Annotated in this window: 26 protein-coding genes, 4 tRNA genes and 1 other annotated feature; of the genes, 6 read left to right on the forward strand and 24 right to left on the reverse strand. The window is 44.8% G+C overall.

Annotated elements, in window-relative coordinates:
- Positions 1–135: 135 nt before the first annotated feature.
- Positions 136–492 (reverse strand): hypothetical protein, encoded by a 357-nt coding sequence (locus tag EDD73_RS12615; RefSeq protein WP_131920501.1) that lies wholly within the window; start codon positions 490–492, stop codon positions 136–138.
- A gap of 108 nt (positions 493–600) precedes the next feature.
- Between EDD73_RS12615 and EDD73_RS15335 the strand changes: the two genes are divergently transcribed.
- From EDD73_RS15335 to EDD73_RS12630, 3 genes are all read left to right on the forward strand, one after another.
- Complete coding sequence (locus tag EDD73_RS15335) at positions 601–978, forward strand: hypothetical protein (RefSeq protein ID WP_243116922.1); 378 nt, start codon at positions 601–603, stop codon at positions 976–978.
- Between the two features lie 90 nt (positions 979–1,068).
- Positions 1,069–1,143 (forward strand) — tRNA-Arg (locus EDD73_RS12625).
- 5 nt (positions 1,144–1,148) lie between these two features.
- Positions 1,149–1,225: transfer RNA gene (locus EDD73_RS12630), tRNA-Ala, on the forward strand.
- 85 nt (positions 1,226–1,310) lie between these two features.
- Here EDD73_RS12630 and EDD73_RS12635 read toward each other — a convergent pair.
- The 15 genes from EDD73_RS12635 to EDD73_RS12700 form a co-directional block, all read right to left on the reverse strand.
- Positions 1,311–1,883, reverse strand: coding sequence for an ANTAR domain-containing response regulator (locus tag EDD73_RS12635; protein WP_165876506.1), 573 nt, complete (start codon positions 1,881–1,883; stop codon positions 1,311–1,313).
- Positions 1,884–1,955: 72 nt separating this feature from the next.
- Entirely contained in the window at positions 1,956–2,672 is a 717-nt protein-coding gene (locus EDD73_RS12640) for a phosphate propanoyltransferase (protein WP_131920503.1), read from the reverse strand.
- 190 nt (positions 2,673–2,862) lie between these two features.
- Positions 2,863–4,335, reverse strand: a complete 1,473-nt coding sequence (gene ypeB / locus EDD73_RS12645; RefSeq protein ID WP_131920504.1) for a germination protein YpeB — start codon at positions 4,333–4,335, stop codon at positions 2,863–2,865.
- A gap of 29 nt (positions 4,336–4,364) precedes the next feature.
- A complete protein-coding gene (locus EDD73_RS12650; protein WP_456319113.1) occupies positions 4,365–4,757 on the reverse strand; it encodes a cell wall hydrolase in 393 nt (130 codons plus the stop codon).
- A gap of 289 nt (positions 4,758–5,046) precedes the next feature.
- A complete protein-coding gene (locus EDD73_RS12655; RefSeq protein WP_131920506.1) occupies positions 5,047–5,295 on the reverse strand; it encodes a FeoA family protein in 249 nt (82 codons plus the stop codon).
- Between the two features lie 34 nt (positions 5,296–5,329).
- Positions 5,330–5,509 carry a DUF362 domain-containing protein gene (locus tag EDD73_RS12660; protein ID WP_131920507.1) on the reverse strand — a complete coding sequence of 60 codons (180 nt, stop codon included), beginning with the start codon at positions 5,507–5,509 and terminating at the stop codon, positions 5,330–5,332.
- A 49-nt stretch (positions 5,510–5,558) separates the two neighbouring features.
- Positions 5,559–7,181 (reverse strand): MBL fold metallo-hydrolase RNA specificity domain-containing protein, encoded by a 1,623-nt coding sequence (locus tag EDD73_RS12665; RefSeq protein WP_131920508.1) that lies wholly within the window; start codon positions 7,179–7,181, stop codon positions 5,559–5,561.
- 5 nt (positions 7,182–7,186) lie between these two features.
- Positions 7,187–8,392 carry an aminotransferase class I/II-fold pyridoxal phosphate-dependent enzyme gene (locus EDD73_RS12670; RefSeq protein WP_165876507.1) on the reverse strand — a complete coding sequence of 402 codons (1,206 nt, stop codon included), beginning with the start codon at positions 8,390–8,392 and terminating at the stop codon, positions 7,187–7,189.
- A complete protein-coding gene (locus tag EDD73_RS12675; protein WP_131920509.1) occupies positions 8,392–8,886 on the reverse strand; it encodes an Lrp/AsnC family transcriptional regulator in 495 nt (164 codons plus the stop codon). The genes EDD73_RS12670 and EDD73_RS12675 overlap by 1 nt, the downstream gene beginning before the upstream one ends.
- 38 nt (positions 8,887–8,924) lie before the next feature.
- Positions 8,925–9,158, reverse strand: a binding site (T-box leader).
- A gap of 62 nt (positions 9,159–9,220) precedes the next feature.
- Positions 9,221–9,931, reverse strand: coding sequence for a hypothetical protein (locus tag EDD73_RS12680; RefSeq protein WP_131920510.1), 711 nt, complete (start codon positions 9,929–9,931; stop codon positions 9,221–9,223).
- 161 nt (positions 9,932–10,092) lie between these two features.
- Entirely contained in the window at positions 10,093–11,304 is a 1,212-nt protein-coding gene (locus EDD73_RS12685; protein WP_131920512.1) for an alkaline phosphatase family protein, read from the reverse strand.
- 107 nt (positions 11,305–11,411) lie between these two features.
- On the reverse strand, positions 11,412–11,798 hold the full coding sequence (locus EDD73_RS12690; protein ID WP_131920513.1) for a phasin family protein: 387 nt from the start codon (positions 11,796–11,798) through the stop codon (positions 11,412–11,414).
- Between the two features lie 145 nt (positions 11,799–11,943).
- Positions 11,944–12,090 carry a hypothetical protein gene (locus EDD73_RS14955; RefSeq protein WP_165876508.1) on the reverse strand — a complete coding sequence of 49 codons (147 nt, stop codon included), beginning with the start codon at positions 12,088–12,090 and terminating at the stop codon, positions 11,944–11,946.
- A 122-nt stretch (positions 12,091–12,212) separates the two neighbouring features.
- Positions 12,213–12,299: transfer RNA gene (locus EDD73_RS12695), tRNA-Leu, on the reverse strand.
- Between the two features lie 48 nt (positions 12,300–12,347).
- A complete protein-coding gene (locus EDD73_RS12700) occupies positions 12,348–13,076 on the reverse strand; it encodes a L,D-transpeptidase family protein (RefSeq protein WP_165876509.1) in 729 nt (242 codons plus the stop codon).
- A 196-nt stretch (positions 13,077–13,272) separates the two neighbouring features.
- Here EDD73_RS12700 and EDD73_RS15485 point away from each other — a divergent pair, with 196 nt between their 5' ends.
- The gene (locus EDD73_RS15485) at positions 13,273–13,407 is read left to right on the forward strand and encodes a hypothetical protein (RefSeq protein WP_264672939.1); all 135 of its coding nucleotides are present in this window, start codon (positions 13,273–13,275) and stop codon (positions 13,405–13,407) included.
- Positions 13,408–13,613: 206 nt separating this feature from the next.
- Here the strand turns inward: EDD73_RS15485 and EDD73_RS12705 are convergent, their stop codons facing one another.
- From EDD73_RS12705 to EDD73_RS12725, 5 genes are all read right to left on the reverse strand, one after another.
- Positions 13,614–14,576, reverse strand: coding sequence for a radical SAM protein (locus EDD73_RS12705; protein WP_131920515.1), 963 nt, complete (start codon positions 14,574–14,576; stop codon positions 13,614–13,616).
- A 331-nt stretch (positions 14,577–14,907) separates the two neighbouring features.
- The gene (locus EDD73_RS12710) at positions 14,908–15,132 is read right to left on the reverse strand and encodes a hypothetical protein (RefSeq protein WP_131920516.1); all 225 of its coding nucleotides are present in this window, start codon (positions 15,130–15,132) and stop codon (positions 14,908–14,910) included.
- A gap of 272 nt (positions 15,133–15,404) precedes the next feature.
- The gene (gene dut, locus EDD73_RS12715) at positions 15,405–15,884 is read right to left on the reverse strand and encodes a dUTP diphosphatase (protein ID WP_131920517.1); all 480 of its coding nucleotides are present in this window, start codon (positions 15,882–15,884) and stop codon (positions 15,405–15,407) included.
- Positions 15,885–15,905: 21 nt separating this feature from the next.
- Positions 15,906–16,778 (reverse strand): YitT family protein, encoded by an 873-nt coding sequence (locus EDD73_RS12720; protein WP_131920547.1) that lies wholly within the window; start codon positions 16,776–16,778, stop codon positions 15,906–15,908.
- 250 nt (positions 16,779–17,028) lie between these two features.
- Positions 17,029–17,205: a (2Fe-2S)-binding protein gene (locus EDD73_RS12725; protein WP_131920518.1), complete on the reverse strand. Its 177-nt coding sequence runs from the start codon at positions 17,203–17,205 to the stop codon at positions 17,029–17,031.
- Between the two features lie 155 nt (positions 17,206–17,360).
- Here EDD73_RS12725 and EDD73_RS12730 point away from each other — a divergent pair.
- Positions 17,361–17,436 (forward strand) — tRNA-Thr (locus tag EDD73_RS12730).
- Positions 17,437–17,689: 253 nt separating this feature from the next.
- On the opposite strand, the gene EDD73_RS12735 is transcribed toward EDD73_RS12730, so the two are convergent.
- Both EDD73_RS12735 and EDD73_RS12740 read right to left on the reverse strand, forming a co-directional pair.
- Complete coding sequence (locus tag EDD73_RS12735; RefSeq protein ID WP_131920519.1) at positions 17,690–18,895, reverse strand: tyrosine-type recombinase/integrase; 1,206 nt, start codon at positions 18,893–18,895, stop codon at positions 17,690–17,692.
- A 455-nt stretch (positions 18,896–19,350) separates the two neighbouring features.
- Complete coding sequence (locus EDD73_RS12740; protein ID WP_131920520.1) at positions 19,351–19,557, reverse strand: hypothetical protein; 207 nt, start codon at positions 19,555–19,557, stop codon at positions 19,351–19,353.
- Positions 19,558–19,858: 301 nt separating this feature from the next.
- Between EDD73_RS12740 and EDD73_RS12745 the strand changes: the two genes are divergently transcribed.
- Positions 19,859–20,161: a hypothetical protein gene (locus EDD73_RS12745; RefSeq protein ID WP_131920521.1), complete on the forward strand. Its 303-nt coding sequence runs from the start codon at positions 19,859–19,861 to the stop codon at positions 20,159–20,161.
- A gap of 183 nt (positions 20,162–20,344) precedes the next feature.
- Here EDD73_RS12745 and EDD73_RS12750 read toward each other — a convergent pair whose 3' ends face one another.
- A complete protein-coding gene (locus EDD73_RS12750) occupies positions 20,345–20,614 on the reverse strand; it encodes a hypothetical protein (protein ID WP_131920523.1) in 270 nt (89 codons plus the stop codon).
- Positions 20,615–21,040: the final 426 nt, after the last annotated feature.

Consider the following 21,040-nt stretch of genomic DNA (forward strand, 5'->3'; position numbering starts at 1 on the left):
GAAGCCAAAATACCTTTAAATGGCACAAAATACCATTGAATACTGAGTTTTATGAATCGACCCTTGGGATGCGGGGGTTTTTAGACAGACTCTAATAAAGAAGAGCACCTACATACTGGCGTAGGTGCTCTTTGATTATACTACTGTTCGAAAGACGCCGGGACAAACTTCCTTAAGCTTGCCCTTATACATTCCTAAGAACCAGGTTGATTGCTCCATACGTCCAGAAGCAATCGCTTCAATTAAATCAGTCTCGCGTACCCGAACCCGGTTATTCGCAACAACACCAGGTATATTACCTAGTGATACAGCCTGCTTTAATTCATCGGGCTCGATGCCGAAACATCGGTTAGCAGTGCCGGGGCTAATAAAATTATCGGGATCATATTTCGGTGACAATTGGATGACCTCCATTCCTGGTACAACTTTTTGTAAGATTCCTAGCTTATTAATTTGGGGGATATCGATAATTATATTAGGATCGACTGGCACAAAATCCTTCTTTTTTCGATATTTTTTTTAATTTTCGCCAGGTATACCGGATGAAATCATCTTTTTTTCGACAAACTAACAAAAACAGATACGATGAGGTGCAAATAAATGACAGAGACCGTTGAAAATCCTCCGCTTCCCAATCGTTTTGTTCCTGAACCGATGGGATCAGCCACGCACGTTGCGCTTGATGCTCATACAGAACTCCACGGATATCAAACGGAAGCTCAAATTAATCCTCGAATCCAAGGCACTGATCATGTAAATTACATGACTTCGAAAGGCGCTCCTTGGGGACTACGTGACAGCCTCGTGGATATGACCAGGGAACTTGGCATTCCTTTTGATGCTTTTATTGAAAGAATCGCTGAAAATCGTTCCGACACGGAGATGGCCGGTGAATTCGCCGTTTCTCCTCATACTATACAACATCTAAAGAACCATTTTTATCGGCACGGGATCAATGATGTGCAAGGACAAGACTAGGCCTATCCTAGTCTTTTTTATTTTAAAAAAGGCTTGACTTTCAAATCTGGAATCGTTATACTATCTATTGTCGCTGGTCACCAAAGCGTCGCGCCCGTAGCTCAGTGGATAGAGCACTGGTCTCCGGAACCAGGTGCGCAAGTTCGATTCTTGCCGGGCGCACCATTTTAGGACAATTAGCTCAGATGGTTAGAGCGCTTGCTTGGCATGCAAGAGGTCAGCGGTTCGATTCCGTTATTGTCCACCATATGTTAATAAAACACCATACCAACGCGTATGGTGATTTTTTCTTTTAAAAAGAGCAACACCTATCTGTGTCGCTCTTTTTCCTTTTATACAAATCCTCGCAGTATTTTTGCAGCAGCTTCCTTCGCTGATAACCGATGATTCATGGCATAACGTTGTAAAATACGATGTGCTTCTTCTTCGCTGACTTTCATTTTATCCATCAGTTTGCCCTTAGCTTTATCGATCAATTTTCGCCGTTCCAAGGCTTCTTTGAGCGCCATAACTTCTTGAGTCAACTTGCTTTCCCGGACATAATGAGTATGGGCGGTCAGCACAGCTGCGAGTAACGATTCCTCTCGAATCGGCCTTAATAATGGCTCAAAAAACCAATTTTCCATTGCTTTTTGAACCAAGTTTAATTGTGAGTACGTAGTAAGTAATACAGCCGCACCAAGCCGTTCCTCTTGGCATAATTTTGCTAGTTCAATCCCATCGAGACCCGATAACTGGTGCTCAATAATCACAACGTCAGGATGAACCGAGTGAAGAGAACGCAACGTCGACAACCCATCTCCAGCCTCACCAATAATCACCATACCATGGCGTATTAACGATTCTTTGATACGTTCCCGTAAAGGTCCAGGTGGAGTGGCTACAAAAACTCTTCTCTCATCCACACGCGTGCTCTCCTTCAAACAACGATGTTGCCCCGTAGAACATAACATCAGATCGACTGCTACAAAGTATAACTATCGTAAATCGTTTAGCAGGCTTTCCATTTCTTGCAACTTCTGTTTTTCACGTTCTACAATATCTGCCGCAAAAGTTTCTAACATTTTGAGTTGCCGCTCATCAAACATCCCGATCAGTCGTTCAAGGCGAATTTTCTTGTCGTTGAGCAGTAATAATGTAACTTGATCACCGGAGTTTAAGTCAGCTGTATTAGCTTCATCCGTATCGATATGCAATTCAGTATGTGTATTCTGATCATCTACACGAACGACAACATGGTCAAAGACCAAGCTTCGTAGACCAGGAACCACTACCATAGCAAAATCTTTATGACCGAAGCCAAGCGATGCAGCATCTGTTGTCGTCATATGAATATGCCGCTTGGCGATAATCAATCCTTCTTCAAGTGTAAGTTCACCTTGTGGCCCGACAAGCGTAATCGGTGCACTGCTGTCCAGATCTCCGGAAAGCCGGATTGGCGGTGTAACTCCTAAACGAATGCCATCACTACGAGTTATTTCTACTTGACTACGTTCCCGCAGAGGACCAATGATACCAACATGGTCGATACTTCCTTTAGGCCCGCGAATCGTGAGGCGCTCTTCACACAGGTATTGCGTTGGAATCGATAACTGGCGCTTCGGTTGCAACTGGTAGCCTTGACCGAATAATATCTCCAAATGCTCAGCGGTTAAATGAATATGTCGCGCTGAGACGCCAATCGTAATTTGCACTAATCTTCACACTCCCTTGTTCTCCTACCCACAACGATTTTAACACAGTAAAAGGTTAGGGTAAATGTCAGCCATCGCTATCACACGAAACTTTCTAAAAGTCTAGACCAGAGAGCAGATTTTACGTAAAGAAACTGCAGGCGACGCAATTGCCCACCTACAGTTTCTGTAAGAAAACCAGACTATTATATCAGTGAATAAATCGACCGTTTGGCATATCAATGACACGGAAAATTCGTTCTTCTTTGCCATTATTTGCATTGATATACACAAGGTATTCTTCATTGTTCTTAGAAGCTCGGAACTCCCAACATAACACTTCTTGATAATTATCTTTTCCAAGTAATGCTAATTTACTGGCAATAACATTCAACTGACGGGAAACGCGAACACGAGCTTCTGCCACGGTAAGTTTCGGGGCCGGCAACGCTCGATTATGGTGAAAAGTCAAGTAGGCACTGGCATCATAACCAAGAACATCGCGATCATCAAGAGCAACACGCACTTTGATTTTATCGGGGTAAAGGGTTACATTTCCGTCTTTTGGCACTAAAGTGACCACAGCGAGATTTTGATATTCTTCGACAGTGGTCACTTCAAATCCGCGTAACCCTCGACGGTTTAAGAATTCTTTAGCAATGGCCGGTGTTTCTTCTTTGGTAATCGCCGGAGTGCCGGGGGCACGATCCTTTAACATCCAAAGTACATTACCACCGGTTTTGGAGATATCCATCGTAATCTTTTCACGATCCGGTGCGTCATTAGCGACGACGCGGATACCGTAAGACGGAATGGCCGCCTTCCCTTCACCAACAACTGTTACAGTATGACCTTGAAGAGACTCTGGCCCCAGGAAGGATTGAGCAATCTGCAGTGCCTGTTCTTGGGTTATTTCACCGCTACCTAAGCCTTTGGGCTTAATTTTAATGGCTTCGGAGAATTTCCCATCATATTCAATGGGGGTGTACTTCTGTAATTCACTTTCTACGAATTGAAAGTTACTTAAAATCGCCGGTGCTTGTGTTTCCGGACCTTGACCTGCTACTGTAGCAACGACACGGTCCACCCAACGTGAAAACCACGCGGTTTGAGGCTGTGATCCTTCTTTTTCTTGACGTTGCGCATCTCGCTCGAGATCAATCCAGGTAATGGTCCCTTCACTCAGTTGATTGCCCATTTTATTCAACTCATCACGCAAAAAAACAGTTTGGCGATGAACTTCACTTAGCTGACGAACTTCACTGTCAGTCAACGGTTGATTTAAATCAACCTTTTTTTGAGCTAAATCACCGGTATAGTCACCGACTTGGTTAACAAAGCTATTGGTTCGCGATAAAAGCAAGGAGGCAAGGGGTAACTGACCAAGTTCAACTGATGCTTGAGTTGCTTGACGCGAAACCTCATTCAACCGAGTAATACTCTGCCCTGGCGAGTTACTGACGATAAGCTTAGACATATCCAGTTCCATATTTTCCACATGATTCGACAAATCTAAAAACGCGCGTTGATACTGATTTTCAGCTTTCATCTGGTAGGCACGATTTTCTTGATAATGACGATAGCCAATCGCGCCGGAAGCCAACAAGGACAAGACCAAAAATCCTGAAATAACGGCCCACCCGCGCGTGGCGCTCCGGTGATGTTGTTCTAAATCATTGCTCAAATGCTACACATCCTTTTTACGACCATTGACTACTTGGCAAAATTGTGCTTACCAATTTGCTTGACAATCGGGCGACTCCAAATCCATTTACTTGTTGCCGTAACCGGGTTCCAATAATAAATACAGCCTCCAGAAGGATCCCATCCTGCCAAAGCATCGCGAGCAGCTCGCATAGCCGATGCATTTTCCGGCAAAGGTATCCATATTTGACCATCCGCTACAGCCGTAAAGGCGCCAGGCTGAAATACTACACCATGAACGCTCTTCGGAAAAGAGACATGGCGCACACGATTTAAGATCACAGCGCCAACCGCAACTTGACCTTCATAGGGTTCTCCCCGAGCTTCACCATGAATCGCCCGTGCCAGTGTTTGCAGATCACTGGATTTCGGATAACCGGCGCCAGTCGCAGCTTCAGCCACTTTTCCCTTGGAACCCCCTAGTTCTGTACCTACTGCTGGTATCCTCGTTGAATTGTACTGAACGCCACAGAGCAATAATCCACCTAGCACACAAGTACCAACGAAGCCTGCAAGTAGGCGAGCTTGTCGACGCAATTCAACTCCCTCCTTTGACTTTTAATCCGATTGAGCCTATTTTGTACACCAATTGCCTTTCATACGCATCGCAGAACCATCTAAAAGCTGGCATGCATGGAAGGATAGATAAAAAAATGCGATGCTTTCAACTAAGCATCGCATTCATATCTTTTTATTCGATTGCCCGATCATCAGAAGTTGTCGTTAATTCTATACGGATTTCCCGAGCCAACCTTCGCCCAATCGCTATTTCCTGCCTGTTCTTACCAATAACAATCGGACCACCGGGAATAATCTCGTGACAGGTTACAATCGAACCTTCGGCAATACCCAAGCGAATGGCTTGTGCCCGGACAAGCTCATCAGGGATCTGCTGAATACGAAATAATTGTCCACGTTTTACTTGGTCCAGCGTAGTCATTGATTGGTCCTCCGTAATCTGCGAATGATTCACACTATTGCTCTTCCGTTGGCCTAGGCGCTTCTACGGGACATACTTCAGCACAATTACCGCATTCAATGCACTTTTCCGGATCAATAATATATTTATCTGTGCCAGCACTAATCGCATCGGTGGGGCACTCCGGTGCACAAGCACCGCATGAAATACAATCACTGTTGATCGTATAAGTCATTAGCGTCACCTCCATCGATAAGCATGCCCTGCTTTGCATCAGTCTTATGTTAGGTTTTTCGCTCAAGTGCCTGGCGAATGATCGATTCAATCTGTTGAAAATCCCCCATTAATCGTGCATATTCATCGCGATCCGTTTCCACTTCAACGAGTTCACGCAGTAACATACGCAATTGCAAGTAGGCCCTTTCCACCCCTTCTGGCGTAACATTACCATCTACTGCCGGCAAGATAGCTCTGTCAGCAATAGCATCCGGACGCAATTGCACTTGCTTATCACTGGTAAGTTCAATCGTTTCTAGCCACTTCGGAACATAGCAATCATAGCCTGTTTCTAACCGCACGGTTTGAGCAAAAGCCAGACTGCTCTCTAGTTCACCATGAGTCACAAATACTTTTTTGGGGGGTTGCCGAAAAGATTGTAGCCAGCGAAGTAAACCATCACGATCAGCATGCCCGGAAAAACCAGGGATATTTCGGATATCAGCACGTACAACGATGTCCTCACCGTGGATCCGCACGTTTTTCTCACCATCGAGCAAACGCCGGCCCAGCGTTTCTTGGGCTTGATAACCAATAAATATAACCGTGGCTTCAGTACGCCATAGATTATGTTTCAAATGGTGTTTAATTCGTCCGGCATCAGCCATTCCGGATCCAGCGATAATGATGGCGCGGCCTTCCAGTGTGTTCAATGCTGTAGATTCTTCTGTTGAACGAGTGTAATGCAATTTAGGTAATGAGAAAACGCCACGAGTTCGACGAAAAAAATCTTTGGACTCTTTATCGAAAAAAAACATATTCTTTGTGAAAACTTCGGTAGCCGCAATAGCCAAGGGACTGTCCAGATATATGGGCATTTCCGGAATCGTTTTTTGCTCATACAGTTGAGCCAGTTCAAAAAGCAACTCTTGCGTCCGCTCAATGGCAAAAGAAGGAATGATTAATTTTCCGCCTTTTTGATAGGTGTCCACAATTACTTCACGTAACAGTTCCAGGCGAGATCGGCTATGATCATGCAAGCGATTACCATAAGTTGACTCCATGATGATATAATCAGCATCATTAATCGTACTTGGCTCATTTACGATTGGTAGGTTCGTATTGCCAATATCACCGGAGAAAACTAGTTTCGCTGCCTTGCCGTGCTCATTTACCCAGATCTCAATACTTGCCGATCCAAGAATATGACCGGCGTCAACAAACCGCACTTGGATTGCCGGTGTGATTTGGATCTTTTCATTAAACGCTACCGGACGAAAAAACTTCATGGCTTCAATGGCTTCATCGGACGTATAAATTGGCTCCAATAAAGGCTTGCCGGCCCGGCTGGCCTTGCGATTTTTGCGTGTTACTTCCATCTCTTGAATATGCCCTGAATCAGGCAGCATAACCGCACACAAGTCGATGGTCGGGCCAGTGGCGAGGATCTGTCCCTTGAAGCCCAATTTAGTCAACTTGGGAACCAAACCGGAATGATCCGTGTGCGCATGGGTTAATAGTAAAAAATCAATGGAACCAGGATGAAAAGGAAAGTCCTGATAGTTACGTTCACGGATTTCCTTGGGTCCTTGAAAAAGACCACAATCGATCAGGACTTTTGCCTGGTCGGTTTCAAGTAAATAACAAGAGCCTGTTACAGTTTGACTTGCACCTATGAAATGGAGTTTCATTGCTTTCACCCTTTCGGGGATGGGCTACCGGTAGCACAACGTTGGACAAAGATTTCGATTTTGTCTAAGGCCGCCGTCAGATTGGTCATCGAATAAGCATAGGATACGCGAATAAACCCTTCCCCACTTTGGCCAAAGGCGTTACCAGGAACAACGGCGACCTTTTCCTCTGCTAAGAGACGAGCGCAAAATTCCTCACTGCTAAGCCCGGTGGATGTAATCTGTGGAAATGCGTAAAATGCGCCACGTGGTTCAAAGCAATACAAGCCCATCCGGTTAAATCGTGCCACGACATAGCGCCGTCGTTGATCATATTCTTCGACCATTCGTTCTTTTTCTGATTGTCCATTGCGCAACGCCTCCACCGCTGCCATCTGTCCCATTATCGGCGCGCATAACATCGTGTACTGATGAATCTTCGTCATTTGTGCCACAATTTCCTTGTGGCCGCAAGCATAGCCGATCCGCCATCCTGTCATCGCATAGGATTTAGAAAAACCACCGAGCAAGATTGTCCGCTCCAGCATTCCCGGCAACGAAGCAAAGCTCTCATGGGTCCCTTCATAGGTCAGATCAGCGTAGATTTCATCTGAAAGTACCAGCAAATCATGTTGTTGCGCAAACGTAGCAATTGCTGCCATTTGCTCTCGATTCATGATGGCACCGGTTGGGTTATTGGGGTAGCACAATACGACCAGCTTAGTACGAGGAGTTACGGCTCGCTCTAGTGCTTGCACGGTCAACCGGAATTCATCTTCTACATAGGTCGGAACTGGAACAGCAACGCCACCGGCCATAATGACCGTAGGCGCATAACTTACATAACAAGGCTCCGGAATCAAAACCTCATCGCCAGGCTGTAACGTTGCACGCATCACCAAGTCCACAGCCTCGGAAGCACCCACAGTGATCAAGATCTCATCCTGCGGATTATAGGTTACGTCATAAGCATTGTCTAAAAACTTCGCGATCTCTTGACGCAGTTCCAGCAAACCCAGATTAGACGTATACATGGTGAATCCCCGTTCTAACGCGTCAAAACAGGCTTCACGAATATGCCAGGGGGTGACAAAGTCAGGCTCCCCGACCCCCAGGGAAATCACCCCTTTGGTCGTCGCCACAAGGTCAAAAAAGCGCCGGATACCGGAAGGAGGCAAACTACAAATCACAGGGTTTAAATGGCGGCTCATCGAATTCGTATCAGTACTCATCAGGGACTCACCACCAGACGATGATCTTCTTCCTGTTTATCTAAGATAACGCCATCATGTTTATAGCGTTTAAGAACAAAGTGAGTCGCTGTAGACTGTACGTGTTCAAGCACAGCCAGCTTTTGTGCTACAAACAATGCCACTTCCTTCATCGATTTGCCTTCGATAATCACCGAGAGATCATAGCCGCCGGACATTAAAGCAACCGAACGAACTTCAGGAAAATTATAGATTCGCTCGGCAACTTGGTCAAAACCTACATTACGTTGGGGTAGAACTTTTACATCAATCATGGCCGTCACCAGATCATCATCAAAACGATCCCAGTTGATCATCGCTGGGTACTTAACGATGATCCGTTCTTGCTCCAGCTCGTCAATCAAGGTTTGGATCGTGTCCGGATTCTGGCCCAACATCAAGGCGATTTGGTCGACACTGACACGACAATCATCTTGTAAAATGTCCAGAACTTTTTTCTTGATATCTGTACTCATGATTTCACCCTCCTAAGATTATAAAAAGCCTTCATCCCTAAAGGGACGAAGGCTTTGCCAACGCGGTACCACCCTGATTATCGGAAAATAATGATCCGATCAGCTCAAAACCTGATAACGGAGGTGCCGGCTTACTTACTGATTCATCTCATGATGACTGTTCAGTTCGCAGTTCCCGGGTGGCTTTCCTTGTGTCCCTCAGCCCGGCTTTCACTATCTCCGGTTCGCTATCTGACGCATCCACAAGTACTCTTCCCGATCTACACGATTTCTTTAATGTAATTTGGTTACGGACTCTATTTTATATCGTCCTTCTATCGGGGTCAATACCTGATTATTTTCTAGCTCGAACGATCGCTCGTTGGATACGACTGGGACTATGGGCATCTTCACGAGCGACTAGAATCAAGCGGTACCCCTGCGACGTTTGCAGATCACTTGAAGTTCCGTTCAGTGATTCATTGGCAGAAGTAAGCCAATTCATTTGGCCAACCAAAGCAATCCTTTTGGTCGGTAAAAAGACCGCATCAGGGTTACGCCCATCAGGGGTTCCTCTTTCAATGGCGATTCCCGGGTAGATTTTCCGTACTGTTTGGGTAATACACTCATTGAGGTCGACCAATTCCATAACCGTCTCCGGTAATGATGGAACCATCTCCGTTTTTTCCGGTTGCACCGTCGCAAGCTGAGAAAATTGTTCTTGTTCAACGAATTCATTCATTTTGGGCATTTGAGTGTAGCGATGCAAAGCGGAGAGTACATAAGCATCGATAACGGTTTGAAACTCCCCAAAACTTCGCAAGACCGTTTGGCTAGGTAACTTTTGTTGAATTAGTTGACGCAGTGTGGCCTCTAAATATTCTTCTCGACCATCGAGCAGTTCTATACACAGACTGGCAATGCGCTCGATTAACCGAATTCCTTCGGTCATACGCATTTCCTGGTCAGGACCGGCAAGCATACTAACTTGACTCGCTTCATCGATCAGACGGTCCAATAGATCGAGGATTTCCGCTTCCCTAGGTGTTACCGATTGTTGCTTCATTTGCTCCTCCTAGTTAAGAAATTTTTGGTAGATTGTATGCTTTCTTTAATGAAAAGAGACGTCTTCAAGAAAATAAACAAAAAAGAGCCCGAGATCCCGCTTTGGGGAAACTCAGGCTCTTCGATTACGTGACTGTCTTTTACGGTCAGACAGATAAGTCGTTAGTCAAACATCATAAATCGTTTGCGAAGAACAATGTACTCAATAACGTAACCAATCGTAGCAACACCGACCAAGGCAACAATCAGATAACGCTGCCACCGAACTTTTTGTTCAAGTCCTTGAATGACCTGTTCTTTTTCTTCCGTAAATATTTGTACTTGACGTTTTTGTTCTTGTACATCACCTAATTGCGCATCAATGGTCATTTTATCTTCAGCTAATTGATAGGCATTGCGGGAAAGCTCCAAATTTTGTCGACTCACATCGGCTAAACGTAAAGCATATAGCATCTCCTGAGTTTGCGATGCCGTGGGAAGCAGTGCATTCCACAAGATATCACCCTCAGCAAAAGCCGGTTTGCGTTGACCTGTAAGATGGGCTAAGGTAGGTACAACATCGAGAAGCTTGCCTGGCGGTAATGTAACCCCTGTTTTCAGGCGAGGACCATGAAAAATAAGCGGTAACATCCATTCACGTTCCATGGCTGCTCGATCTTGCTTCGCCGTGCCGGAGGCTATGCCATGATCAGCAGTGATGACAATCAAGGTGTCATCCCATTTGCCCATGTCCTTGATCAAAGTAATCCACCGGGCAATCTGTTGATCGGCTTCGGTAATTGCTTTCCGATAAGGTTCACTGCCAGGACCGGACTGCGCTGCTTTTTCCAGAGGGCCGCTGTACACAACAAACGTAGCAAAAGGTTCTGCTGCTTTCCATTGTTCCAACGCTTGATCCGTCAGTGCAACGGCACTTACCTCCGGTGATAAAACCTTTTGAGTAAAACCATCCAGCAAGGGAGTCACATCTTCCGTACGCGATGCGACGAGTAACGTTTTTAGCCCTTGTTGTTGCCAAACTTGAAAAATAGATTCAGAACGCATTTTCCCGAGAGGCATTGTTAATCCGGTCTGCCTTGGTGAAGCACCTGTCACTAGCGACGCTAATGCTTGTGGGTTGCGCGGTGGATATACACCAATCGCTCGTTCTAAAGCTACACCTGTTTTAGCTAACTCCAAGCTTGTCGGTGTATAAGTTTGTCGCATCGAATGTTCATCAACACCGGATAGAACAAATACAATGACCTGCTTCACTTGCCGGGTAGACGGATCCGTCACTGTGGTTGGTTCTGCCGCTTCTGAAGTCACAACCATTGCCAATACAATACTCCAGGCTCCAACCAACCGGCGCAACCATCGTTGGGTAGAAAACATGCCGGTTCCTCCTCGCCCTTGTCCCCATGTCTTGATGAAATGTATATGGGCAATGAGGAACCGCTATGAATCAAAAATGATCCAATATCTGCACTTTACGTCAGGGTTTACGATGGTTCTTTCTCGGGATCCTTGGCTTCCTCGGCAGCGGATTCCGGTGTGGGCACGACTTCTGCTTCAACAACTTCGTCTACCGGTTTAATCCCTAGTTTTTCTTCGATCACTGTGACGCGGGCCAATAATGCATCATATTCTTTGCGAGTTACAAAACCAAATTCGGAGCGCAACTTTGATACTTCTGTTTTAATCGCTTCGCCGACAGCCTCTCGTTGTTCTTTGCTCTTATCTAACAGTTCACTGACTGTTTTCGCCGCTTCATCTTTGCTTAATTCGCCTTTTTTCACCAATTCATCGACAATCGACTCTGCCCGTTCCTTGGTTAAACTAACGGCACCCAAACCAGCTAACAAGGTTCTACGAAACACATCTTTCATTTTTCAACACCCTTTCTCATACTTGTCACCACTGGCAGATCAACAAAAAAGTTGCATCGCTAATCAATAACTATTATACCATTTTTTCATTTTCTTTATATCACAAAAAAAAAGCCGGGCCATAGCCCGGAAAGACAAAATCTTACTAACGTGATTGATTTTTCGATTTGCTCATCATCTTACCCACATACATCATCGTTGGAATGGCAACGGCATGAAAAGCAAACCATCCAGCTTGACCAAATTCAAAGCCTGTATCATGAACGGCTGTTTTGTTTTTACTCGACCACACGTTAACCCCCTCCTTTCTTAGAGCATTCCAAGCTTAGTTTGAAAATCAGCAAGCTAAAATATGCTCGGATAAGAATGGCAGAAATAAAAAAAGCGATACGAATGTATCGCTTAGTTTACTTATGGTGCGGTCGAGAGGACTTGAACCTCCACAGCCTTGCGACTACAAGAACCTGAATCTTGCGCGTCTGCCAATTCCGCCACGACCGCTTAAGAACATTTATAATTGTACTTATGGAGATGCATCTCGTCAAGTCATCAATTGAAACTTTCTACGTTCTGCCACAAATGTCTGCGCAACGACTCGGTTACGATACCATCGACTGGCAAATTCTGTGATAGTTGAAAGGCCTCCACTGCTTCTTGCGTAGCCGGTCCAAAGCGACCGTCAGCCAAACCGGATAAAAAGCCCAGCTTGCGGAGCTGCCGTTGTATATAAACAATTTCTTGATGTATATCACCGATTTTATAGCTTGAACGTGTAAACCTGGGAGAATCTTGCCCAGTTACTTCCACGATCGTCCCTACCGGAACCCATTCATAAAGCTCTTCTACCTGTTGATTATTCATCCGAAAACAACCGAGACTCAAGCTTTGACCAATCGACCAAGGCTTATTCGTACCATGAATGCCATAGGTTCCCCATGGTACATTAAGGCCAAGCCATCGCGTACCTAAGCCGCCCCCCCAATGTTTTTGCTTGTCCACAATCGTCCAATCACCTACCGGTGACGGCGTTTGCTTTTTGCCAATCGCAATCGGATATTCCTTATATCGTTGGTTATCGATAAAAAGTGTCAATCGATGCTTCGGTAGGTTGATGGATAAACGAATGGTACTTTGCGACTGCGCCGGTAATAGCATAACTCGATCATGAGACAAGTTATGCCAATAGTATATGCCTGTTAACACCACCACCAACACAATCAGGCTCGCTACCATCACGATGCCATAGCGTATTTTACGTAAGTTAATGATCCAAAACACGCATGGTCCTCCCCGCTCACTTCGATGTTCCATCATACTCAGTAAATCAACACACTATGATCAAGAGATGATGGAAAACCAAGGAAACAAGGAGTACTTAGATGCCTAAGACGAAGATATCTGGCATATTTTTCTTCGTTCATCCTCTCATAGCTCAAGCAAAAATGTGCATCCTAGCTACGGGAGGTGAACAACAATGACTAGCAACAAAATGAACGACAAAACCAGCAAAACTTCCGGTAATCAAAGCACTTCGATCAACACACCGGGCACAAACCCAACAACCGGCACTACTTCGACGTCTTCGACAGGTCTGCCGAAATCGAAGTAATCTTCTAATTCCGCATCCAAGCCAGCGTAAAGCTGGCTTACATAAACTACTCCAAAAACGTGAAAAAATCAGTTTCCCGCTGCAAACTAACTCCTTCACGACGACGTCGATAGGACTGTAAAGCTAAACGAGCCATATACACGATGATCATCAGAACAAGTACACTGATAGCGAACATTATTTTCATCATGATCCCTCGCCATTGATTAATTCTGTTCCATCCGCCAACACTGAGGATCTCGTTCCTGCCATTGCCCATCGAACGCATAGGAACGGGCAGGGCAGCCCCGACAATAATTAAGCAACGGGCATCCACGGCAACCAGTAAATGACGCGGGTTGCCGCAGGGCCATCATTGTGGGATGATGCCGAAAAACGTGGATTAGATCATTTTGAGGCCATTGGGCCAGAGGAAAGGGTAAATAGCGGCAAGGATAGAGGGTGCTTTCATCCAGATAAAAACGATGATGGCCGGCAGCACAACCACAATATACCCATTGATCATCGGCTAAGGAAGAACTGCGACCTGTTTCATAATAAAGCAACTTCCAAAGATGATCACTGCGTCCAAAAACAGTTTGACACTCAACCATCTCATGATAAACCTGATCCATTCGTATCAGTAATTGACGATAGGCACTCGGTGCCATTAGGTTCGACTGCGATAAAGGACCGGGACGTTGAAAATCATAATGATCAACTCGCCAATCGGCACAAGTAGCAGCGATATCCGGTAAGCATGTATAATTGTCTACTGTTACGTTCGACAATACTTCCGTCGTTATGCCTACCTCACGCAACAATCGCAATGCGTCCCAAGAGGAACTGTAACTTCCTAACCCATGATAATGATCGTGCCAACGAGCTGATCCATCAATCGTAACCCGAACGTTTGTCACCCCGGTTCTTGCGAGCATCAATGCCTTTGCCGGTGTAAGTGCTGTTGCACAACCGTCAAGGCGAATCGGGTGAATCGCTAACGAGCGTGAGAAGCGTATTAGATCAGGCAAACGTGGCCACGATAATAACTCTTCTCCTAGAAGGGTTAAGCCCCCTTGAAAACCATAATACCGGCAAAACCGATGGTAGCCACGCAATAAACGCTCAGCATAGGCCCAATCGTTTTTTTTATTACCAGGAAACCAAGTCAAATGAAAATGGATCATCAACGTATTCCTCTCCGCTATCCACAAAATTTAACGGGATAAAAATAAAGCGAAGAAGATTCTATCGTTCTTCTTCGCTTTAGGGCTACGTGGACTCCCCAAAAACAACCGTTATATCAACTAATTATCCTTGATTGCCAACAGCTTCATATAAACTTCCTTCAATACAATACAAGCACCGTTCCCTAGTACGACACAGTTCTTCGCGGATACAACCGGAACAATCGCTTTTACAGCGTTCGGTACATTGTTTACACTTCACAAAGAGGACTTCCTTCCATTCAAGATTAGCTTCACTTTTCCGTTTACTCTTTGCTTCCTTGCTGTAAAAATCCTATTGATTCATTGCTCGAGGATCATCTACATTCAATCCTAAGTTATGGGCTAAAGCAACAATTCCCGTACGCATACCACTAAACGACTTCATTTGGTCATAGATTTGAGCGCGTTCCTGAGACGATGCTTGTTCAAGCTGAGCACTCAAATGTTCAGCGTAACGATGCACCTGGTCTACGAAATTTTGGAACTTCTCTTCTAGCTCATCAGGAGTAAATGTCATACTGCAATCAAACCCTTTCTGTCGTCATAAATTTTGTCTATCAAAAACAGTTCTATGACCGTAATTGATCGCGGGCGGGTTCTTTAGAAAACAGATCATACCGCGGTCGTCTTAAAGAACTCAAGCAAAAACATGGAATAAGATTAAATATTAATGCACATTCAAATCTTGGGAATTATATTTTTTTACTATTAAGAATATTATCACGAGCAGTAGGATCATTCAAGGGTTGTTTAAATTTTTGTAATGTTTTTTGAAACTTGGCTTGGTTTTTATACCCCTGTATGACCAAATCCACCGGTTCCACGCTGAGTGAGTTCCAACTCCTCGATTTCCACTAACTGCAATTGGTGCCAAACAGGTTGAATCACCAGTTGACCTACACGTTCACCTTTGCCAATCTCAACGGGTTGTTGGCCAAGATTAATGAGAATCAAACCTATGTCTCCTCGATAATCAGCATCAATTGTACCGGGGGTATTCAATAAAGTAATTCCATGACGCAACGCCAAACCACTCCGTGGACGTACCTGTCCTTCCATTCCCAATTCCAATTGTAAAGCAATACCGGTGCGCACCAGTATACGATCACCAGGACAAATCGTAATCGAGGTAAAATGATCATCATAGGGGGCCCGAGCACAATCCCAAGTTACTGCATCGAGAACATGAAGATCAAAGCCACTGGAACCAGTTGTTTGACGTTGCGGCAAAATTGCTTGAGGATGTAGTTTTTTTACTTTTACATACATGTGATATTCTTCCTTTATTCGCTAGTTATGAATAGCCTTCTTAGCAAAACGCCCACCCATTACTTCAGCCACATGCTCGACAGCGATAAAAGCTTGGGGATCAATGTCTAGTACGATTTGACGTAGCTTGGCAAGCTCCAACCTCGTAACCACACAATACAATATCTCTTTGTCTTCCCCGGTAAATCCGCCTTTTCCATAAAGATAGGTGACCCCACGGCCAAGGCGAGCGATAATCGCTTCAGCGATTTCGGCTGGATTGGAAGAAATAATGGTCACTGATTTCGATTCGTTCAAGCCTTCTAAGACGATATCAATCGTCTTATAGGCAATGAAATACGTAATCAAGGAATACATTGCTTTATCCCATCCAAAAACAAAACCAGCACTACCTAAGATGAAGATATTAAAAAACATAATAATCTCGCCCACAGAAAAAGCAAATTTACGGGTCAAAATAATTGCCAATATTTCTGTTCCGTCTAAGGATCCACTGCTGCGGAGAATTACGCCTACACCAATGCCTAATGTCATGCCACCAAACACAGAAGATAACAACAGATCCTCCGTGATCAACGGCGAACCGTGAACAAATTGTACAGCAACGGCAAGCCAAGTCACACTATAGAGTGTAGATATGGTAAAGGTTTTTCCGATTTGGCGATAGCCCAGAACAAGAAATGGTAAGTTCAATATCAAAATAAAGATGCCTAAAGGCAAATTAAATAAATGGGATAAAATGATCGAAACGCCTACGACACCGCCATCAATGATCTGATTGGGTACTAAAAACATTTCTAAGCCAATTGCAACTAAAATAGCGCCAAAGCTCAGAAAAAATGCGCGTTTAAGCAGTTGAATTGGGGGTGTTTTTTTGTGTTCCTTTATAACCATCAGCGTACCTCCACTAATTTTTTTCCCATGGGCCATGCACGGAAAAACGCCTTTGATTGTCCGTACGTACCCTATTCTTGTATTATGTTATTTATAATTAGCTTTTGAAAACCCAAAATCCTCTTTCTGTTTTGATTTTCCTCTCCGCCATTCTATGTATTTCACTTTTGTCAAGCCAGATTTTTAATTTTCGAACGTAAATGTATCTGAAAAAAACAGCCTGACCAAAGCCAAGCTGCACTGCACGCCACTATTTTAGTAGTTGGGTCACTATTGACTTTACATCGTCTTCACATTGATCGCAAACAGTACTTACTTCTGTTACTTCTTGGACTTCTTCAAATGATTTCGCACCGTTTTCTACAGCATTTTTTAAGTCATTGTAAGTAATCCCCATACACGGACAGACAACTTCATTAGGATCCATTTTAGTAACCTCCAAGCACTAGAAAAATTCAAGCTTTATCGCTTGTAACTATAAGGTTACCTCAAATGCTTAAGATTATCCGCCGAAGCTATCGTGGCTTCCCTTCTCTAGTTGACAAGGCGTTTGGTTTTTTGTTAGAATAACATTCGTCTTAAGCCGGCGTAGCTCAATTGGTAGAGCAACTGACTTGTAATCAGTAGGTTGCGGGTTCGAGTCCCATCGTCGGCTCCATGATGATAACGTAGGTCTGCAGTGATGCAGACCTTTTTTGTTTGCCCGCGTTTTATGGGGATTCGATGTTTCCCCTGTTCTTAATTGTGGCAAAAGCTTACATCGTAACTATCGATTGTTATGGCAGTTGTGGTTACGGTTGTAGTTGTGGCCACCTTGTTTACTGTGGCAATATTGACAAAACTGCGATAACGACAAGAACAGCGTGGCCGTCGATGGTCACACCGTTCTTCTCTATTCAAGTTGCTACACACTACTGGCTAACTGGCTGTTGCCACTGTGCTCGCGTATTCATCATGCCCTCCAGCTTGCCGATCGCTTGCTTCTTCAGCTCTGGCAATACGTGACTATAGGTATCGAGCGTTATTCGGATGCTCCCGTGACCCAGTAGTTCTTGTACTACTTTCGGATGAACATGGATCTCCAGCAACCGCGTGGCGTAGGTATGACGCAATGCGTGCAGATTGGTCATCGGCAATCCTGCCTTCGCCAGTAGCCGATGGAACTTCGTGGCCAGATTGCGTTGTGATACTGCGTGGCCCAGTTTGGTCGTAATCACGAGGTTACGGTGTTTATACTTTGGCCCCGCGAGCAATCGCTCCCTACGCTGGAACAGCAGCCATCGGCGTAGATGGTGCACGAGATCCTCGGTGATCGGAATGCTACGGTGACCGTTCTTCGTCTTGGGTGGTTGGATGATGACGCGGGTTTTCTTTTGATCGGCATCAGCAGTGTTACCAACGTTCTTAACGAGGGCGGTAGCTTTGTTCACGCGGATTAGCCCCCGCTGAAAATCAACGTCAGCCCATGTGAGCGCCAGCAGTTCCCCCACGCGCATCCCGGTGCCAAGCAGTAGATGGAGCGCGGTGCCCATGCGGTCATCGTCGGCAACGGTCAACAACTCGCGCATCTCCTCGACGGTCATGACACGAATCTCTTTCGTGGCCTTCTTGGGTAAGCGAAGGTAATCAGCGACGTTGCGGCTAACGATGCCTTCGTGGATGGCTTGCTTCAAGGCAGTTCGCGCTGTGGTTTGGATCAGTTCTACTGTTCTGGATGACAGGCCCGATTGATGACGCTGGTTCAGGAGTTGCTGTAGTTGCGCTGCCTGTAAGGCTTGAATTTTTACTGTACCTAACGTGGGCTTCAAATGAAGCCGGATGATGTACTCATAGGATTCCCACGTCTTGGGGCGCACGTGAGGTCGCACATACTGCGTAAGCCAGATATCCAGCCATTCCGCGAAAGTGACTGTAGATGGGACGGTGAATACGCCTTGTCGATGTTCGACGAGCGCCTTGTCACGCCAATGCAGTGCGTCCTCTTCGTGCTTGAATGTCTTACGCGCATACTTCGGTTTGCCGTTGTCGTCTTTGCCGATGTACACCTGTGCTACCCAATAACCGTCCTTACGCTGGTATACGCTGCCCTGGCCGTTCTTCGCTTTTGCTGATGCCATGATCACCCGCTCCTTCCGTGGTGTCGTGAGGTACTGATTTCGGAGGCAGGTGTAGGTTATCTCTGATGGCAGCAGAAGTGAAGTTAATGTTTTAGGCGGTGGTTCGCGTTGTGGGGGCACGGTGGTTAGCGAGGGTTACGCTTCTCCCCCGCTATTTGCAACGCAGTTATCGCCTAATTATTGGCGGATGCCACGTGAGGGCACAGGATGGGCGAGGTTTGATGCAGTGGTGGGCACAGTTGTTACAGTAGGGAGCGAGGGGTGGCGGGTGAAAGAAACAAGGTGACCTCGTAAGGCCACCCTGGCTGTCTTCGGCAGAATCCTGTCAACCGCTCGCGTCGCACGCCTGCGTTGCCCTATCCTGTTCGACAGGCAAAAGCCATTTTTAGTATCCCTCAAATTGTATATGGCAAAAACCATTTACACGAAATTTTTTACACTCCCTAATCTCCCTGTTAATCTGTTTCTTTTTTTTCTTTAATCCTTGTCATAACAAGACCAGTTATAAGTCCATAACACCAAGCGCCCATTGATATTGATAATACATACTCCTTAAAGCTATCAAGAAGTATTGGTATGAAAAAGATAGGAACAAACAGAGAAAAAAAACCAACACCAAACCTTATTAGTTTTTTCTTTTTTTCCATCTTAAATATTTCCATGTTTCGTCCCCCCTGGGGCAAAATTAATTATCCATTTCCACTTACAGATTAGTATTTCCTTCTAATAGAGACGGAAAAAAGGTCAGGACGCTCCTTGACCTTTTTCATACCCTTACGGCACACGGCTGTGCTCCTCATCCTTGATGTAAGGCTAGGATGATTGTCCTGACTTTTCAAGTGAGATAATGATATTTTTGTTGATTCATGTGATGGTTGTCCCATAGTTTTTAAGGTAAAATATTATCGAGGGAGCGATTGGAATGGAAGAACAACTGCTTAGATATTGACTGAGATTCAAGGAATGAAATCGGATATTCAAGATTTAAAGGCTGGTCAGGAAAAAATAGCTGGCGATATTGATGAGATTAAAACAGATGTTCAAACGTTAAAGTCTGGTAAGAAGGAGCTTTACGCACTCACTAAATCACTTGAACATCGTCAAGAAGAAACAACATCTCAGCTCAATTCCTTGTCAGAAGATGTAAACTATATTAGAGGCTTTGTCACTAAGCTGGAAGATAGTCGACAAAAAACTCAGACTGTATTCGATGCCCTTTGTCGCAGATCAATTGAGCAGGAAGAAAATTTGAGAAGAGCAAAATAAATGATGATAACGTCGGGCCTATGGCCCGGCTTTTGTTTTGCCGTCGTAAGGCCGCTGTTTGACGACGTGATAGCGGTGGGATTGCAGGTGGGCAGTTTTGGCAGATATTGGCGTTAGAGGGAATGGTGGGGCGGTATGGCCAGCGTGTGGGGGAACATTTTAAGTAGCCAGCCATAAACGGGATTACTCACTTTTTGATATAAATCCTTGCGAGATTCCCAACGAAAAGCCAATACCTAAACCAAGTCCGATTGACGTGGTCATAGGCAGTTCTATTTTAGAAACTATTTTAATTCCGAATATCACTGTATTGATGAAAACAATACTTCCCAGCCCAACGGCCAATCTTTTTGAAACTGGGATGAAGTGTCTTAAGAAATACCCAGTAAAGAAGGCTATCGTCAAAATGACCAGCATTGCGATGACTTCAATAATAGAAGGCAAGTGAATCACCTCACAGTACCCTCCTTATGTTGTTTTATTATCAAACTTATCCCTGTCATAAGAAAAATATAGAATGGATAAAAAATTAGAGATCCCATGATTAAAAATGCAGCACCATAGTTATCGTCATCACTAGGATGATGATTAGGAAAAAGAAATGCGAATAATAGCATAAATAGCACCCAGTAAGGAAACCAGAGAACAGTTGACAAAAAAGCTACTTTATGTCCCTTCATCCATTTGTTTGTGATTATTGGAAATACAAAAGAAGACACGATAAAGCCGAAAAGGTACAAGATTGTACTGGCAGTTTCAAGTCTACTTAAGGGTAATCCTGTTAGCATTTGAATTCGATAGCCATTTAACAGCGGTTCAACCGCTATAAATAGAACAAAAGCATATAAAATGCTGATGCCATTTAATCTAAGAAAACGT

Origin of the sequence: Heliophilum fasciatum (assembly GCF_004341395.1) — a bacterium.
GTDB lineage: Bacteria > Bacillota > Desulfitobacteriia > Heliobacteriales > Heliobacteriaceae > Heliophilum > Heliophilum fasciatum.

Excerpts from the sequence above, each read along its gene's own strand:
- EDD73_RS15335 (WP_243116922.1), top strand. The coding sequence starts at position 601 with ATGACAGAGACCGTTGAAAATCCTCCGCTTCCCAATCGTTTTGTTCCT.
- EDD73_RS12655 (WP_131920506.1), bottom strand. The coding sequence starts at position 5,295 with ATGACTACGCTGGACCAAGTAAAACGTGGACAATTATTTCGTATTCAG.
- EDD73_RS12660 (WP_131920507.1), bottom strand. The coding sequence starts at position 5,509 with ATGACTTATACGATCAACAGTGATTGTATTTCATGCGGTGCTTGTGCA.
- EDD73_RS12665 (WP_131920508.1), bottom strand. The coding sequence starts at position 7,181 with ATGAAACTCCATTTCATAGGTGCAAGTCAAACTGTAACAGGCTCTTGT.
- EDD73_RS12670 (WP_165876507.1), bottom strand. The coding sequence starts at position 8,392 with ATGAGTACTGATACGAATTCGATGAGCCGCCATTTAAACCCTGTGATT.
- EDD73_RS12675 (WP_131920509.1), bottom strand. The coding sequence starts at position 8,886 with ATGAGTACAGATATCAAGAAAAAAGTTCTGGACATTTTACAAGATGAT.
- EDD73_RS12680 (WP_131920510.1), bottom strand. The coding sequence starts at position 9,931 with ATGAAGCAACAATCGGTAACACCTAGGGAAGCGGAAATCCTCGATCTA.
- EDD73_RS12685 (WP_131920512.1), bottom strand. The coding sequence starts at position 11,304 with ATGTTTTCTACCCAACGATGGTTGCGCCGGTTGGTTGGAGCCTGGAGT.
- EDD73_RS12690 (WP_131920513.1), bottom strand. The coding sequence starts at position 11,798 with ATGAAAGATGTGTTTCGTAGAACCTTGTTAGCTGGTTTGGGTGCCGTT.
- EDD73_RS15485 (WP_264672939.1), top strand. The coding sequence starts at position 13,273 with ATGACTAGCAACAAAATGAACGACAAAACCAGCAAAACTTCCGGTAAT.
- EDD73_RS12710 (WP_131920516.1), bottom strand. The coding sequence starts at position 15,132 with ATGACATTTACTCCTGATGAGCTAGAAGAGAAGTTCCAAAATTTCGTA.
- dut (WP_131920517.1), bottom strand. The coding sequence starts at position 15,884 with ATGTATGTAAAAGTAAAAAAACTACATCCTCAAGCAATTTTGCCGCAA.
- EDD73_RS12720 (WP_131920547.1), bottom strand. The coding sequence starts at position 16,778 with ATGGTTATAAAGGAACACAAAAAAACACCCCCAATTCAACTGCTTAAA.
- EDD73_RS12725 (WP_131920518.1), bottom strand. The coding sequence starts at position 17,205 with ATGGATCCTAATGAAGTTGTCTGTCCGTGTATGGGGATTACTTACAAT.
- EDD73_RS12735 (WP_131920519.1), bottom strand. The coding sequence starts at position 18,895 with ATGGCATCAGCAAAAGCGAAGAACGGCCAGGGCAGCGTATACCAGCGT.
- EDD73_RS12740 (WP_131920520.1), bottom strand. The coding sequence starts at position 19,557 with ATGGAAATATTTAAGATGGAAAAAAAGAAAAAACTAATAAGGTTTGGT.
- EDD73_RS12745 (WP_131920521.1), top strand. The coding sequence starts at position 19,859 with ATGAAATCGGATATTCAAGATTTAAAGGCTGGTCAGGAAAAAATAGCT.